General features: G+C 64.7%; 12 protein-coding genes and 1 pseudogene. 10 read left to right on the top strand and 3 right to left on the bottom strand.

The genetic code is table 11. The annotated features are described in order from the left end of the window. The first annotated feature begins 171 nt into the window (after window positions 1-171). From B7X49_RS14140 to B7X49_RS14115, 6 genes are all read left to right on the top strand, one after another. Window positions 172-1,158 carry an autoinducer 2 ABC transporter substrate-binding protein gene (locus tag B7X49_RS14140; protein WP_286704962.1) on the top strand — a complete coding sequence of 329 codons (987 nt, stop codon included), beginning with the start codon at window positions 172-174 and terminating at the stop codon, window positions 1,156-1,158. A 12-nt stretch (window positions 1,159-1,170) separates the two neighbouring features. Continuing rightward, complete coding sequence (locus tag B7X49_RS14135; RefSeq protein WP_286704961.1) at window positions 1,171-2,685, top strand: sugar ABC transporter ATP-binding protein; 1,515 nt, start codon at window positions 1,171-1,173, stop codon at window positions 2,683-2,685. Further along, a complete protein-coding gene (locus B7X49_RS14130; protein WP_286704960.1) occupies window positions 2,682-3,659 on the top strand; it encodes an ABC transporter permease in 978 nt (325 codons plus the stop codon). Before B7X49_RS14135 ends, B7X49_RS14130 begins: the two co-directional genes overlap by 4 nt. Before the next feature lie 2 nt (window positions 3,660-3,661). Next, window positions 3,662-3,946, top strand: a complete 285-nt coding sequence (locus tag B7X49_RS14125; RefSeq protein WP_286839861.1) for a hypothetical protein — start codon at window positions 3,662-3,664, stop codon at window positions 3,944-3,946. Next, on the top strand, window positions 3,943-4,575 hold the full coding sequence (locus B7X49_RS14120) for an ABC transporter permease (RefSeq protein ID WP_286839858.1): 633 nt from the start codon (window positions 3,943-3,945) through the stop codon (window positions 4,573-4,575). The genes B7X49_RS14125 and B7X49_RS14120 overlap by 4 nt, the downstream gene beginning before the upstream one ends. 113 nt (window positions 4,576-4,688) lie before the next feature. After that, window positions 4,689-4,988, top strand: coding sequence for a hypothetical protein (locus tag B7X49_RS14115; protein WP_286704958.1), 300 nt, complete (start codon window positions 4,689-4,691; stop codon window positions 4,986-4,988). Between the two features lie 9 nt (window positions 4,989-4,997). On the opposite strand, the gene B7X49_RS14110 is transcribed toward B7X49_RS14115, so the two are convergent. Continuing rightward, window positions 4,998-8,255: an AAA family ATPase gene (locus tag B7X49_RS14110; protein WP_286704957.1), complete on the bottom strand. Its 3,258-nt coding sequence runs from the start codon at window positions 8,253-8,255 to the stop codon at window positions 4,998-5,000. Window positions 8,256-8,528: 273 nt separating this feature from the next. Here B7X49_RS14110 and B7X49_RS14105 point away from each other — a divergent pair, with 273 nt between their 5' ends. Beyond that, a complete protein-coding gene (locus B7X49_RS14105; protein ID WP_286704956.1) occupies window positions 8,529-9,842 on the top strand; it encodes a cytochrome P450 in 1,314 nt (437 codons plus the stop codon). A gap of 25 nt (window positions 9,843-9,867) precedes the next feature. Here B7X49_RS14105 and B7X49_RS14100 read toward each other — a convergent pair whose 3' ends face one another. Further along, window positions 9,868-10,350: a class I SAM-dependent methyltransferase gene (locus B7X49_RS14100; protein WP_286704955.1), complete on the bottom strand. Its 483-nt coding sequence runs from the start codon at window positions 10,348-10,350 to the stop codon at window positions 9,868-9,870. Between the two features lie 641 nt (window positions 10,351-10,991). On the opposite strand from B7X49_RS14100, the gene B7X49_RS14095 reads away from it, so the two are divergent. The 3 genes from B7X49_RS14095 to B7X49_RS14085 all read left to right on the top strand — a co-directional run bounded on the left by B7X49_RS14095 (window position 10,992) and on the right by B7X49_RS14085 (window position 15,911). After that, window positions 10,992-11,447, top strand: coding sequence for a hypothetical protein (locus B7X49_RS14095; protein WP_286839854.1), 456 nt, complete (start codon window positions 10,992-10,994; stop codon window positions 11,445-11,447). A gap of 56 nt (window positions 11,448-11,503) precedes the next feature. After that, window positions 11,504-11,956 (top strand): hypothetical protein, encoded by a 453-nt coding sequence (locus tag B7X49_RS14090; RefSeq protein WP_286705297.1) that lies wholly within the window; start codon window positions 11,504-11,506, stop codon window positions 11,954-11,956. 73 nt (window positions 11,957-12,029) lie between these two features. Next, a complete protein-coding gene (locus B7X49_RS14085) occupies window positions 12,030-15,911 on the top strand; it encodes an ATP-binding protein (protein WP_286705296.1) in 3,882 nt (1,293 codons plus the stop codon). Window positions 15,912-16,143: 232 nt separating this feature from the next. Here B7X49_RS14085 and B7X49_RS14080 read toward each other — a convergent pair. After that, window positions 16,144-16,549 (bottom strand): annotated as a pseudogene (locus B7X49_RS14080) (hypothetical protein); the annotation flags it as partial.

Genomic DNA, 16,549 nt, shown 5'->3' with positions numbered 1-16,549 from the left:
GGAAAAGCCAGTTCGTCACGCTGGTGAATGTCAATGGCCGCCATGGCGGGGGCCACTAGCCCTAGTGGGTGTCTGAGTCAACCGGATAGGCACGGTTCACTCATGTTAAGTTTGTTGGATAAACTGGACCTAAAGAGTCGAAATAATCAATCTATCGGAGGGAAACGCGCCATGAAGCATCATTTTCGGTCATCATCGATCCTGGTCGGCCTTGCCTTGCTGGTCGCTGGTGGCGGCACGGTGCTGGCCGCTGAGCCGAGCATTGCGTTCGTGCCGAAACTGGTCGGCATTCCGTATTTTTCGGCGATGAAACAGGGTTTCGAGCAGGCGGGCAAAAAGTTCGGTGCCCACATCATTTATCAGGGGCCGACCACGGCTTCGGTTTCGGGCCAGGCTGAGATGGTGCAGAGCCTGATCAACAAGCATGTCACCGCGGTCGGTGTTTCCGCCAACAGCCCAACGGCGCTCGAGGCGCTCGCCAAGCAGGCGAAGGACCATGGCATTCTGTTCTATTCGACGGATTCACAGGTCGATGGTCCGGACGTAGATTTGCGGGTGCAGCAGACCAGTAACAAGGCGTTGGCCTATACCGTGATCGATCAATTGGCGAAGGCGATCGGCGGCAAGGGCGACGTGGCGTTCGTCTCTGGTGGTCCGACCGCGACCAATCTGAACGAATGGATTGCGCTGATGAAGCAGCGGATCGCGGCGAAATATCCGGGGATCAAGGTGGTTTCGATCCAGTACGCCGGGGAGGACATCAACAACGCGACGCAGGTGACCGGGCAGCTGCTCTCGGCGTATCCGCATCTGAAGGGCGTGGTCGGCGTCAATTCGACGGCGGTGCCCGGCGCGGCGCAGGCGGTGTTGCGGGCCGGGCTTTCCGGCAAGGTGGCCGTGACCGGCATTACCGATCCGAATTCGATCCGCCCGTTCATCATGAACGGCACGGTGAAGAGCGCGGTGCTGTGGAATCCGATTGCGCTGGGTTATCTGACCGCCTGGGGCATCATGCAGGAGTTGGCGCATAAACCGTTCGCAACCGAGAACGCAGTGCCGGGCCTCAAGGGCAAGGTGCACTATGATGCCGCAACGCATACGCTGCTGCTGGGCAAGCCACTGGTGATCGACAAGGCCAATGTCAGCCTGAATTTCTGAGCGGTTCGCAGGATGGCGCTGGTCGAGCTGAAAGGGATCGTCAAGCGCTTCGGCGGCGTGGTCGCGCTCGATGGCGTCGATCTGACTTTGGTGCCGGGCGAAACCCATGCGTTGCTCGGCGAGAACGGCGCCGGCAAATCGACCCTGATCCGGGTGATGACCGGCGCGATCGTGCCGGATGAGGGCAGCATCACGGTGGGCGGCACGCCGTGCCGGTTCACCCATCCGGCGCAGGCGAGCGCGGCGGGGATTGCGGCGGTCTATCAGGAGCCAATGATCTACCCGCATCTTTCGGTGCTCGAGAATATATTCGCGGGCGCCGAAATGACCGGACGGTTCGGCATCGTGCGGCGTGGCGCAATGGCTGCGGTGGTGCGGCCGCTGCTGGAACAGCTCGATCTGCCGGCGAGCCTGCTCGTACGCCGGATGAGCAGCCTCAGCATCGGGTTTCAGCAGATGGTGTTGATCACCAAGGCGCTGATGCTGAATGCGCAGGTGATCATTTTCGATGAGCCGACCTCGATTTTATCGCAGGCGGAGACCGATCGGCTGTTCGTGATCATCGAGCGCTTGCGTCGCGACGGCCGGGCGATCGTGTACATCACGCATCGGCTGGACGAAATTCGCCGGATCGCCAGTCGGGTGACCGTGCTGACCGATGGGCGGGTGAGCGGCACCGCGCTGACGAGTGATCTGGATGAGGCGAAGTTGCTGACGCTGATGGCGGGCAAGGCGAGCCGGGATTACGGCAAGCCGCTGCGCGACCGCGCCGCGCCGGCCCACGGCACGCCGGCGCTGCGGATGGCCGGGCTCACCCGGGCAGGCGCCTATCAGAATGTCGATTGGGACGTGCCGGCGGGTCAGGTGACCGGGGTTTACGGGCTGGTGGGATCGGGGCGCAGCGAGGTCGCGCTGGCGGCGTTCGGCGCGTTGCGGCCCGAGCGCGGCACGATCGCGCTGCAGGGCCGGCCGATCGCCCCGCGCGATCCGGCCGAGGCGATGAGGCTCGGCATCGGGTATCTGCCGGAAGACCGGAAATTACAGGGCATTTTTGCGACCAAGCCGCTCGAGGCGAATTTGACCGCGGGCACCATCGGGCGGTTTCGCGCGCGCGGCGGGCGGCTCGATTTCGCGGGCTTGCGGGGCGAGGCGCTGCGGCTGATCGGGTACTACCGGATCAAGGCGCGCGATGAAACAATCGGCATCGGCACGCTTTCGGGCGGCAATCAACAAAAGGCGTTGTTCGCGCGCTGGGCGGGGCAGAGTTTGAAAGTGCTGATCCTGGATGAACCGACCCGCGGCATCGATATCGGCACCAAGGCGGAGATCCACGATTTCATCCGCGATCTGGCGGCCGGCGGACTGGCGGTGGTGGTGATTTCATCGGACCTGCCGGAGGTTCTGGCGGTGAGCGACCGGATCATTGTGATGCGGCGCGGCGGCGTGGTCGGCGTTGCCGAGGGCGAGGCGATGAATGCCGAGGCAATTCTCGCCAGCGCGGTCGGCGCGGATGCGAGGGCCGCATGAGTGCGGCGGTGATGGGCGCGCCAAAGGTGCCGCGCTTGCGCCTGCCGCAGGGGCGCGAGGCGCTGCTGCTGATCACGCTGGCGGTGCTGGTCGCGGGCATCGGCATGTTTTCGCACGGCGCGTTCTGGAGCCGGATCAACCTCGACAATCTGTTCGTGTCCAGCGCGATCACGCTGATTCCGGCGATCGGCATGACGGTGGTGATCCTGACCGGCGGCATCGATGTTTCGACCGGCTCGATGCTGGGGCTGACCGCGGCGATCGGAGGGTCCTGTTTCGCGGCGGGGTGGAGCCTGGCCGCGACGGTGCCGGTATTCCTGCTCGCCGGCGCGGGCCTGGGGCTGGTGAATGCGGTGCTGATCATCAAAGGGAAAATTCCGCCGGTGATCGCGACGCTGGGAACGCTCAGTATTTATCGGATGATCGTGTTCATCGTGCTGGGCAGCAACTGGATCACGCAGATCCCGCCGGTGCTGACCCGTGTTTTCGTGGTCGACCATGTGTTGTGGCTGCCGGTGGTGGCGCTGATTGCGCTGGGCTTCGTGATCGTGGCGTCGCTGTACCTGCGGTATTTCCGCGGGGGGCGGCATGTTTATGCGCTCGGCAACAACGAGGAGGCGGCGCGGCTCGCCGGCATCCGGCCGGAGCGGATCAAGCTCGCGGCCTATGTTATGCTCGGGCTGCTGACCGGGTTTGCGGCATTGCTCACCTTGGGGCAGAGCCCGATGGTGCAGACCTCGACCGGCAGCGGGTTTGTCTTGCAGGTGATTGCGGCGGTGGTGCTGGGCGGCACATCGCTGTCCGGCGGGCGGGGCACCATGGCGGGCACGCTGCTGGGCACGCTGGTGGTGCAGGTGGTCGATGACGGGATCGTGCTGCTGCACATCCAGCCGTTCTGGAACGGCGTGGCGCTGGGGGTGATCATTCTCGCGGCGATCGGGCTCAGTTCCCGCCGTGACGCCGGAGGGATGTAAGGATGCATGCGTCGGGGTTCGATCGCACACGGCCGTTGCTGCTGGCGGCGATGGCGGTGCTGGCACTGGCCGGTTTCGCCATCGGGCACCCCGATATTCTGAGCGGTGCGAATTTCGACAGCATGGCGGTGTTCGGCGTCGAGATCGGGATGATCGCGCTGGGGCAGACGCTGGTGATCAGTGGTGGCGATTCCGGAATCGATCTGTCGGTGGGCGCAATCGCCGGTCTGGCGCAGGTGGTGCTGGGGCGGCGCTCGGGCTCGGTGCAATCAACGCGCTGGCGGTGACCTGGCTGCGGATTGCGCCGATCATTGCGACGCTGGCGACATTGTTCGGGTACGCCGGCCTCGCGCTGGTGCTGAGCGGCGGGACCAATATCGATCTAACGCAGCAATCCTCATGGTTTCTGGCGTTGGGCCAGGGGCATGTGCTCGGCCTGCCGTTTCAGTTGATCGCACTGTACCTGCCACTGCTCGCAATGTTCGCGTTTTTGCAGCACGGCACTGGGTATGGCCGGGCGCTGTATCTGACCGGCACCAACGACCGGGCGGCGGCGCTGGCGGGGTTGCGGGTCGGCCGGCTGCGCGGTGCGGCCTATGTGCTGTGCGGATTGACCGCGACGATTGCCGGCATCGTCGGTGCCGCGCGGCTCGGCACGGCGCGGCCGGATGCGGGGATGAACGACAATCTGATCAGCATCGCCATCGTGGTGCTGGGCGGCACCGGGATTTTCGGCGGGACCGGGTCGGTGGTGGGCACGGCGCTGGCGACGGTGGTGATCGCGATCGTGGATTACGGGCTGAGCTATAATGATTTCAACCCGATCTATCAGGCCGGCGTGATCGGGGTGATTTTGATCGGGGTGATCCTGGTCGAAAATCCGGTGCTCGCATGGCGCGCCCGTCGGTTCAAATGAAGAGAGGCGGCACATGAAGGGGTTTGGCATCCACACCAGCCTGTGGGCGCATGATTGGACCGGGCCGAAACCACCGTGACGCGGGCCTTGCTGGAGGAGCACGGGCTCGATGCGTGCTGCTCGCTCGGCCTGCCCGAGAATGCGCGGCGGGGGCACACCTTGCGTATATCCATCTGTCGGAGAGTCATCGCGGCGTGCCGGGTACCGGCACGATCGCGTGGGACGAGGTGTTTGCCGGGCTCGCCGGGTTGGGGTTCACCGGCGGCATGGCGCTTGAAAGTTTCATCCATATGCCGCCGCGCCTGGCCGCGGCGCTGTCGGTCTGGCGGCCGGTGGCACCCAGCCGGGCGGCGATCATCGATGAGGGATTGCCGTTTCTGCGCAACAAGGCGCGGCAGTACGGGTTGATCTGATCGCAGCGTTCAGTGCGGCTTTTGCGCGGTCGCTTGTTCCAGCAGCGCCCGGGCGCGGCGCAGGTCCGCGTGGTCGGACCCCGGGGTGAACGCGGTAACGACGGGCAGCAGCAGGGATGTGATCGTGTCCGGATCGGCGCCGGCGGCGAGGCTGAGCGCGGCGCGGAGTTCATAGAACCGGGCGGTTTGCTGGCGGGCGATGCGTAATGCCGCCTGCAACTCGGCTTCTGCCCCAGCATCGCCGGACGCGCGCAGGATGCGGCCGCGCAGATGATGGACCTCGGCGAGCGCATAGGCTTGACCCGAGCGGGCGATCAGGGTGTTGCATTCATCGAGTTTCGCAAGCGCGATATCGGCCTTGCCGTGCTCGAACATCATGGCCGCCTCATTGAGCCGGTAGAAAGGTGACCATACATTGCTCTGGATTTCCGCGGCGAGTGCGGCACCCACCTCCATCTGCGCGATGGCGCCCGACAGATCGCCCGATTTGGCAGCGAGCCAGCCGTTCAGATAGTCGGCGTGGGGCCTCAGCCACAAGGCCCGTTCGACCGCAAGATTGAGCGCCGCGGCGACCGGTCCGGCGGCGGCGGCATCATCGAGCAGCAGGCACGCGATGGCGAGATGCGAGAGCACATAAGCCTGGGTGGTCGGTGACTGCAGGGCGGCCGCCTCCGCGATCGCCGCGTCACCCCGGGCCATGGCAGCATCGAGCCGGCCCTGTTGGATCAGCAGCAGGACGTCCTGCGCCATCATGCTGGCATAGGGGTCGTGCGGCGAGCCGGGCCGGATATCGCGGTTGACGGTGGGGTCGTACTCCCGCGCCGAGGTGGTGAACCAGTAATCAGCCTGGGCGAGATGACCGCGCAGCAAGGCGCTGTAGCCGATGATCCGCTGCGGCAGGAACGCCAGATTGGGGATATCGGTGCGCTGGGCGATCTGCAGCGTGCGGCGCGCCAGCGGTTCGGCGCGGTCGAGTTCCGAGCGCATCAGCAGGCGTGCCGACTCGCTGTAGAGCAGCACCACGCCATCGAGGCCGGGTGGCGCGTGCTCGAGCAACTGGCTGAGGCGATCCATGTTGGCGCCGGCTTCCTCGGTGGTGTAGCCGCCGATGCTGACCAGCGGCGTCATCATCGCCTTGCGCAGCGCAATCTCGCGGTCGTCGCGCGCGCGGCCCGGCGGCAAGGTGAGCAGCAGGCGAAGCGCCGCGCGCAAATGCTGCACCGCCTCGACCCAGGCGGCCTGCGCGGTCGCGCGGATGGCCGCGCGCTGCCACCAGCGCAGCGCGGGTTCGACGGCGCTGGCCTCGGTATAGTGATGCGCCACCAACTCCGGCTGGTCTTCCGCGATGCGGGGAAATTTCTGTTCGAGCACGGCCGCGATATTGCCGTGCAGGCGCATCCGTTCGGTGCGCAGGATCGAATGGTAGGCGGCATCCTGGATCAGCGCGTGGCGGAAGCTGAACACCGCATCGGGCGGCGCGCCGCGCCCGGTGACCAGGCCCGATCGGATCAATTCGTCGAGACCGCGGGTCAATTGGGTATCGGCGACGCCGGCGCAGGCGGCCAGCCAGTTGTACGGGAATTTGCGGCCGAGCACGGCACCGGTCTGGGCGATCGCCTTGGCAGCACCCAACCGGTCGAGCCTGGCCATCAGCGTATCCTGCAGGGTGGCCGGCACGGTCATCGTCGCGGTATCGCCTTCCAGCACCGAGCGGGTCAGCTCTTCGACGAACAGCGGCACACCGCCGGCGCGCTCGGCGATGCGATCGCGGATGTCCGGCGGCAGGGTGCCGGCGCCGAGACGCTCGATGATGGCGGCGGCGGCGCTGGGTTCGAGCCGGTCGAGCGTGAGCGTGGTGACGGCCGGATCGCCCGCCGCCGCCCAGGGCAGCGCCAGCTCGGGTCTGGTGCTGACCAGCACCAGCACCGGCAGGCCCGGCGCGCGCGCGACGATGCGGGCCAATAGTTCGAGCGTGAGCGTGTCGCTCCAATGCGCATCTTCAACGACCAGCAGGCGCGGACGTTTTGCCGCGGTGATGAGCAGATCGACCATCGCCGCGAGGGTGCGTTCGCGCCGGGCAATCTGGTCGGTGAGGACATCGGTGCCATCGGCGAGGCCGAGCAGATCGGCGATCACGCTGCGCGCGACCCCGCTGAGGCACAGAAATTCATCGAGCCTGGCCTGCCGGCTGGCCTGGGTTGCCTCGGCCGTGAAGCCGGCGCGGCGTTCGACCCAGTCGATCACTGGGCGCAGCGCGCTGGATTGGCTGTAGGACGCGCATTGCAGAATGATCAGATCATGCGGTTCCAGCTCGTACGGTGCTGCAGCCAGGGCTTCGCGCAAGGCGGCGATGATGCGTGATTTGCCGAGCCCCGGTTCGCCGGAGAGCAGCACGACCTGACCGTTGCCGGCGGATGCGCGATCCCATCGGTCGAGCAGGGTGGCAAGCTCGGCGGTGCGGCCGAGCATGGGCGCGCGGCGGCTGCGGTGTGCGGCGGCGAACCGGCTTTCCGATGCGGCGGCGGCGATGACGCGCCACGCCGGCTGCGGTTGATCGAACCCCTTGAGTTCGAGTGCGCCGAGCGGTTCGAGCGTGAACAGCCCGCCCAGCAGATCGCCGGTGGTCTGGCTGATGACAATGCCGCCCGGTGGCGCGGCCGATTGCAGCCGTACGGCCAGGGCCGGGAGTTGACCGACCACGCCGTTTTCACGATCGGCCGCATTGCTGACAACGGCGAGACCGGTGGCGATGCCGATGCGGGCCTGAAGCGGAAACCCCGGCAAACCTGCCACCTGCCCGACCGCCTCGACGAGGCGCAGCCCGGCCCTGACGGCGCGTTCCGCGGCATCTTCGCGGGCCTCGGGGTAGCCAAAAAATGCCATCAGCCCGTCGCCGTGGTAGCTTGCGATGTAGCCGCCCAGCTGGTCGATCACTTCGGTGCAGGCGTCCATGTAGCGATGCAGGATCAGCCGCAGTTCCTCGGGATCGAGCCTGGTGGCGAGGGTTGTCGAACCGACCATGTCGCAGAACAAGAGGGTCAGGTTGCGTCGCTCGGCGGTGACGCCCGGCAGCTTGGCGGCACCATGCAGTGCATTGATGGCCCGGAGGAGTTTTTTGCGCGGCCCCATCGGCAGTCCGAGGGCCGCGAGATCGGCCTCGCTCAGGTCGGCGAGCGTATCGCCATCGATCCCCTGTTCAAGAAAAGCCGGTGCGAACGCACCGAGGCCCAGGCCCTCGAGCCAGTTGGTAATGTCGTCGATCTGCATGCAGTCAATGCCCTACCCGCAGAGCGTGCATACGATGCCGGCAAGGTTGTTACAATAATGCGGTGTCGGAACGGCGCGTGCGCAAATCGCGCCATCTATCACCATAGTCGCGCTTCATGCCTGAGTCTCGGACGATTTGTCTGTGACCTGGGTCACATATGCGGCGTTCGAATTGCGATATTCTGGACAAATGTGGCAGAAATGTACCACCTCCGCGCGCCGGAGCACCGATGGCTGCGGCGGTCTCTGCCCTTTGCGCTGGCTTTGGGAGCGATGACGGACCAGGACGAGACCCTGCGGGTCATGCGCACCAATCCGCTGGGCCTCTGGCCGGACACCGCCTATGACGCGATGGTGGCCCGGCGGGAATTCCTGGGCCGCAGCCTGATTCTGATGAACGCGCCGGAGATGATCCGCCACGTGCTGATCACCCGCAATGACATCTACCGCCGCACGTCGACCGCGATTCGCTTGCTGCGGCCGCTGATCGGGCGCGGGTTGCTGTTGAGTGAGAGTGCGCTCTGGCAACGCCAGCGGCGGGTGATCGCCCCCACCCTGGCGCCGCGTGCGATCCCGACGCTGATGGTCCCCGCCGCCGCCGCGATCGATGCGTGGTGCGATGCGCAGGCCGCTCTGCCGGGACCGATCGATCTGCTGCGATCGTTGCAGGGCCTGGCACTGGAGATTGCCGCGCGATCGATGTTCTCGATCTCGGCGGTGCCGTTTGCACAGAGCGTGCGTGCGCTGATCGGCAGCGCCACCATCATCGGCCTGTCAAAACCGGATTATCTCGACATGGTGCTGCCGGCACGTGTGCCGGCACCGCGCGATCTCCGGCGCTGGTGGTTTCAGCGTCGCTGGATGGGCTTGATCAGCCGGATGATCGCGGCGCGCGAAGCCGCGCCGGCCACCGGGGCGCCGCGCGATCTGTTCGATCTGCTGCGCACCGCCAGCGCTGCGGATGGCGCCGGCGGGAGACGGCAATTGCGCGACGAGGTGGCGACCATGATCATCGCCGGGCATGAGACGACGGCGCTGACGCTGTTCTGGGCCTGTGTGCTGATCGCCGATCATCCACAAACGCAGGCGAGGCTGGCGGCGGAGGCGGCAACGCTCGATCTTGCCGGCGACGGCGCCGTGCTGGCGGCGGCGCTGGAGCGGTTGGTGTTCACCCGCGCCGTGGTGCAGGAGGCGCTGCGGCTCTATCCGCCGGCGGCGATGATCACGCGGCGGGCGACGATCGCCGACGATTGCGCCGGCGTCGATGTGCCGAAAGGCGCCACGGTGATGGTGGCGCCCTGGGTGCTGCATCGGCACCGGTCGTTATGGCACGCGCCGGAACGCTTCGACCCCGGGCGGTTTTTGCCCGGTGCCGCCTCCTACGACCGGTTCGCGTATCTGCCGTTCGGCGCGGGACCACGGGTGTGTGTCGGTGCGCAGTTTGCCCTGGCCGAAAGTACGCTGGCGTTGGCGGCGCTGATGCAGCGCTTTGCAATCAGCCGGGTTGATTCCGATCCGGTACAGGCTGTGGTGGTCTTGACGACTCACCCGAACCGCGCACCGCTGTTTCGGCTGACACCGCGGTGACGCGGCGCGCAAGGTGCGGTTGCGGTCAGCGGGATTGCAGCACGTCGATCCGGTAATGCGATGCACGGCGGTGCAGGCTGCGGCGCAGGCGGTCAGCAGTTGCTTCAATAAACAACCCCACAGCGCGGTCATTGCCGCTCGCTCGATCGAGGCGTCCGGTGTGGTTGACCAACAGGACCGTGGTGATCGGTCCAGCGACGCTCATCACAGATCGCGCGAGGGCCAGAATATCGCGATCGCTCTGGTCGTTGAGTTGGTGCAGCAGAGCGATCAGATCGAACGATCCGTCCTGAGTCCGGAGCGGCATTTGCTCGGGGGCAAACTGGACATTATCGAGCGCAGCGCAATGGATCTGCGCGGCCATTAGGCGCGCAGGGTCGCTCTCGGTCGCAAGCAGGGCATCGCATCGACCGGCGAGTGCATGGGTGAACGCCCCGCAGCCACACCCTATTTCGAGCCCGGCGCTGAAACGCCGCCCATCGAGAACGCGCAGGCTGGCCGCGTGCATAGTACGCTCAGCGTGCATAGCACGCTCAGCGTTTGAGCAGGCATTCGGGATTGCCGGTGGCATCCGGAGAGCCGGGCTGGGATCGCTGGCAGGCATCAACGGATGGGCCGCAGCGCGGCGTCGTTGGCGCCGCCAATAATAGTCGCGCTATCGTCTGTTAAAGGTGATACGTGTTTCATTGGCCATATCATCTGGATACAAATTTTGCCAACTCAAGTCAGACGAGGTCAAAATCGAACAATATCTCATCCAAATATTATTTGACAAAAATCTATTTTTTTATTCGTGCTCTGAATGTTCTGAGTCCGAGAAGATCGCGTCGGTTCGGATGTCGGTTTTCAGTTGCGCCAACAATGTCCCGATGGCGTGACGCCATGCGCTTCGCCGTTTCAAGACTGTGCCACCAGCCGATTGATCTTGCCGGAACGTTACGAAGTTTTGTGGAGACAAAACGACAGCATTACTTTCTATTTCCGGTATCGGACATTCGAAGTCCTTGTGGAGGAGGTGCTATGGATAATCAGGCAGAAATGTTCGGGCCCTCGCCGTTCGCGCGCCGACATACGGCGCACTCAGGCTCAGCAGGCAAACGGATGGGTTGCCACGGTCATGCGCCTCCTGTGCTCGCGCGGAGCGCACCAATGGCCCGGCATGCCGTAAGATGGATCTCAGCGGCGACGCCGGCGCCAATGGCGATTTCCAGCCTGTCTGATCTCCGCTGGCTCGACATTGCTTGCGCAGCCGAGCGCGGGGCGGGGATTGGTTGCGCGCCCGACGTACCTGAACGAAGTGACGATGCGATCCTTGTGGTCAGCGGGCTGATGGCTGCCGCGCTGTCCCGCCTGGACGCGCGTACTCGTCACATCGTGACGTCGCTCCATTTGCTGGACGACCCTTTGTCACTCGTGGCTCTGGCGGCCTTGCATGGCCTTGTACCGGATCAGGTGCGTCAGATCGATGAACGTGCATTTGCAGCGGTGCAGGTTTGGATGCGGCTGACGATTGCGGAACAGCGAAACACCGGGCAGCGCAATCAAATTACGATTGACGAATATTTAAGTATGCAGAAAAATGACGGTCGCGCTTTGGACTATTGATTGGATGGTGGAATATTCCGGCCGATTTTATTTGCCCCTGACTGAAAAAACCCCTTGTGCCCAATCGCTGGCCGCGCCATGTCGCCGCAGATGACGATCTTGTCAGAATGCATGCGGCGGGAGGCCGGTCAGGTTTCATGAATCCCCGGTTGCCCGGTAAGCGGGTTATGATTGTCGATGACGAACCGATGGTGGCGATGCTGCTGGAAAGCGCACTGTCGGACGAAGATTGTATCATTATTGGTCCGTTCGATGGCGTCGGGAGCGCGACCGAGGCGGCACACGGTGAATCGCTGGATTTTGCGTTGCTCGACGTGAACGTCGCGGATGGGAAAATTTATCCAATCGCGCAAGTTCTGGAAAGCCGCGGTATTCCCTTTCTATTGTTATCGGGCTTTGGCGATGGCGACGTCCCGGCGGGGCATGAGCATTGGCCGATGGCGGGCAAGCCGTTTTCGATCGAACCGATGATCGAGCGGATTTGTGTCGCCCTCGGTGTCGCGTGCTGATCGCTGCGCTGCGGAGGCGGGCGGTCTCTCGTATTTGGGGGTTTTCTGTCGTTGGCAGCATGAGGCGATACGGGTGACAGGCCCGTCGCCACCGAATACCGCCGAAGGCGGTGAGCGCGGCCGGATCGTTTATGGGCACGACTGGGCCGGCACGCCGCTTGGGCCGCGCGCCCAATGGTCGGCAAGCCTGACGGCGATCGTGCGGATGATGGTGACCTCGCGCTACCAGATGTGGATGGGCTGGGGCCCCGAGCTGATCTTTTTGTTCAACGACGCCTATCGGCCGACGCTCGGCGTCAAGCAGGACTGGGCTCTGGGCAAACCGGCCCGTGTGGTCTGGGCCGAGATCTGGCCGGATATCCGCCCCTTGATCGAGCATGTGATGCGCACCGGCGAGGCGACCTATTCGGAGGCCATGCTGCTTCTGCTCGAGCGCAGCGGGTTTCCGGAAGAGACGTATCATACCTTTTCCTACAGCCCGTTGTTCGACGATGATGGCGCGATCGCCGGCCTGTTTTGTGTGGTGGTCGAGGAAACCGATCGGGTCATCAACGATCGCCGGCTCGACACGCTTAGGCATCTGGCCGCGGGGGCGGGGGCCAAGACCGAGGCTGAACTATTTGCGGTGGTCGATCGCGAATTATCCCGCAATCTGGCGGATCTGCCGTTTGCCTTGACGTATCTGTTCGACGAGGACAGGTCCGGCGCGCATATGGTCGCGCAATCGGGTCTGGTCAGCGATGATCCTGCCGTGCTGAGCGGCGAGATATGGCCGGTGGCGGGTGTTCTGGCGGAGGCCGAGACGGTCGTTGTCGATGATCTGGCGGTGCGGCTGACCGGCTTGCCGCATGGCGCGTGGGACCGGCCGCCGGCGCGCGCCTTGCTGGTGCCGATTTTGCAGCAGGCGCAGGGCCAGGTCGCGGCCGGGTTCATGGTGATCGGGCTCAATCCGTATCGAGCGCTCGACGCGGCGTATCGGGGTTTCATCAATCTGCTGGCCGGGCAGATCGCTGCCGGATTGGCTTCGGCCCGGGCCTTCGAGGCGGAGCGGCGGCAGGCGGCAGCTCTCGCGGCGCTGGATCGGGCGAAGACGATGTTCTTCTCCAATGTGAGCCATGAGTTTCGCACGCCGCTGACGCTGATGCTCGCACCATTGGAAGATGCGCTGGCGACGACCGAAGGGGCGCTGCATGAGCAGTTGTTGCTGGCGCACCGCAACGGTGTCCGGCTGTTGCGGTTGGTCAATAACCTGCTGGATTTTTCGCGGATCGAGGCGGGGCGCGCGCAGGCCCGCTTCGTGCCGACCGACCTTTCTGCGTTCAGTACAGAGATTGCCTCGAGCTTTCGCGCGGCGATGGAGCGGGCCGGTCTGACGCTGACCACCGACACCGCGCCTCTGCCGGAGCCCGTGTATCTCGACCGGGATATGTGGGAGAAAATCCTGTTCAACCTGCTCTCCAACGCGTTCAAATTCACCCATGAGGGCGGCGTGATCCTGCGCGTGATGATGACGGCGGATCGGACCGGGGCGCTGGTGAGCGTGTGCGATACCGGCATCGGGGTCGAGCCTGGCGAAGTGCCTCGGCTGTTCGAGCGGTTTCATCGGATCGAGGGGGCACACGGCCGCAGTATCGAGGGGAGCGGGATCGGTCTCGCGCTCGTGCAGGAACTGGTGCGCCAGCACGGCGGTGACATCGGCGCGACCAGCACGCCCGGTGTGGGGACGTGTTTTACCGTGCAGTTGCGATTCGGGTCTGCCCATTTGCCGCCCGATCGGGTGATGCCTGGCGAGGCGCTCACCGGCTTGACCAATGCCGGGATGTTCATCGAGGAAGCGACGCGGTGGCTGCCGGCGGCTGATGCGATCGCGGCCGGCACGATCGAGGCCGACCCCAGCGTGCGCGCCACCGCCGGGCAGCGCATCATTCTCGCCGATGACAATGCCGATATGCGCGACTATCTGCGTCGGCTGCTGACGGCGCAGGGATATGCGGTGACCGTGGCGGGCGATGGTGCCGCGGCGCTTGAGGCGGCGCGCGCGGCTCCGCCGGACCTGATCCTGTCGGACGTGATGATGCCGCATCTGGACGGCTTCGGCCTGCTGCGCGCGGTGCGCGGCGACAAGGCGCTGGCCGGCACGCCGGTGGTGTTGCTCTCGGCGCGGGCCGGTGAGGAAGCCAAGATCGAAGGGCTGGACGCCGGCGCCGATGATTATCTGACCAAGCCGTTCGCCGCGCGCGAGTTGCTGGCCCGGGTGGCCACCAATATTCAGATGGCGCGCACCCGGCGCGAGGCGGCACGTGAGGTGATGCGCAGCGAGCAGCGCCTGGTCATGACGCGCGAGCGGCTGGATATCGCGCTGTCCACCGGGCGGGTGGCGATTTTCGATCTGGATGTCGAGACCGGCTCCACGATGGCGTTCGGCTCGCTGGTAACGTTTTTCGGCGTGCCGGAAGCGGTGGCCGCGGCGGGCCTGCCGGTCGATGCGTTTCTGGCGGCGATCGAGCCCAACGATCAGGCGCGGGTGACGGATGCGCTGTGCTCGGCCATCGCCGCGAACAGCGCGTTCGAGGCTGAGTATCGGATAATCGGCGGCGATGCGCCGAAATGGGTGACGGCGCGCGGGACCATCCAGATCGACCAATCCGGCGGCCGGCGGCTGGTGGGGGCGATTATTGATATATCGGATGAAAAGATCGCGCAGGATGAATTGCTCGAACAATCCGTCGCGCTCGAAGCGCTCAACCTGACGCTGGAGGATCGGATCGCCGCCGCCGTGGCGGAACGGTTGCAGGTGGAGGAGGCGCTGCGTCAGGCCCAGAAAATGGAGGCGGTCGGCCAGTTGACCGGCGGGGTGGCGCATGATTTCAACAATCTGCTGACCGTGATTCTGGGCGGGCTCGATACGATCAGGCGGCAAGGGCCGCAGGATAATCCGCGGGTGACTCGGGCCCTCGACCTCGCGACCCAGGGGGCGCAGCGGGCGGCGACGCTGACCGCGCGGTTGCTGGCGTTTTCGCGCCGCCAGCCGCTCGATCCCAAACCGCTTGATCTTAATCTGGTCGTGCGCGACAGCACCGAATTGCTGCACCGGACGCTGGGTGAGACCATCGAACTCGAGACCGTGCTGGGTGCGCGGCTTTGGCCGGTCGAGATCGATCAGAATCAGCTCGAAAGTGCGATTTTGAACCTGGCGGTCAATGCGCGTGACGCGATGGCCGGCAATGGCAAGTTGACGATCGAGACCGGCAACACGATGCTCGATGAGTCCTATGCGGCAATGGATTCCGAGGTGGTGCCGGGGCAATATGCCGTCGTCTCGATCAGTGACACCGGCAGCGGCATGAGTGCTGAAACGCTGAGCCGGGTGTTCGAGCCGTTCTATACGACCAAGGACGTCGGCAAGGGCACCGGGCTCGGCTTGAGCATGGTGTATGGGTTCGTCAAGCAATCGGCCGGTCATATCACGATCTACAGCGAGCCTGGTCAGGGGACGACGGTGCGGCTGTATTTTCCGCGCTACCGCGGCGACCTGCCGGCGACCGATACCGCTGATCACGCTGCAGCGCCGGGCGGTTTGAAGGATGAAATCATTCTGGTCGTCGAAGACAATGACGACGTGCGTTCGTATAGCGTGATGACGCTGAACGAGTTGGGCTACAGCGTGATCGAGGCCGCCGATGCCGACGCGGCGATGGTTCATTTGCAACGCCCGGGACGGATCGATCTGCTGTTCACCGACGTTGTTCTGCCGGGCCGGACCGGGCGGGAGCTGGCGACCGAGGCGCAGGCATTGCGGCCTGGTTTGCGCGTGCTGTTCACGACCGGCTACTCGCGCAACGCCATTATCCATCATGGCCGGCTCGACGCCGGGGTGCAGTTGCTGACCAAGCCGTTCACGTATGATCAATTGGCGCAGCGGGTTCGTGACGTGCTGGATATGCCGGCACCCTGAGGCTGATGGCGCGGCGGTTGATTGGGGATTGGGTGGCTGAGGGGGTAGGAAGGCTTCTTTTTTGTAAAAAAGAAGCAAAAAACTTTCTGACTCTGGTGCACGGGCGTTTGAACCGGCACGAACCCAAATTAACAAAGTTTTTTTTGCTTCTTTTTTGTTCACAAAAAAGAAGTGCTTCCCTTGTCTCTTTGTGCTTTTAGTTACGTTATCGTAACGAAATAGGCGTGCGAAATCATGGCCCCTTCCGCCACATTTTTTTGACGTTGAAGGAGGGGATGAACGGCTGGTGCCAGGGTGGCACGGGGGGTGGCGGTGGGCCGAGGATGTCGCGGAGTTGTTCTGGCGTGAAGTCGATGCTGCCGTCCGGGTTGATTTTGTATTGGTCCATGAAGCTGGGCTGGCGCTTTGGCTTGCGGACGCGCTTGGGGCGGGGCTTGGTCGATTTGGGGTGTTTGATCCTGGCTGGGTAGCGCAGGCCGAGCATGGTGTGGAGCGGGCGGAGGATGCGGCCGAGGCTGGGGTGGGTGGCGAGCAGGGCCTGGACGATGGGGTCTTCCATGAAGTGCTGGAGTTCGAGGCGGGCGTTGGCACCGGCGACGATGGGGGCGGCTGGGCCGTTGGGCAGCAGGCGGATGAGC

This window comes from Acidiphilium sp. 34-64-41, assembly GCF_002282635.1.
Classification (GTDB): Bacteria; Pseudomonadota; Alphaproteobacteria; order Acetobacterales; family Acetobacteraceae; genus Acidiphilium; species Acidiphilium rubrum.
This window is presented reverse-complemented; position numbering and strand designations above follow the sequence as displayed.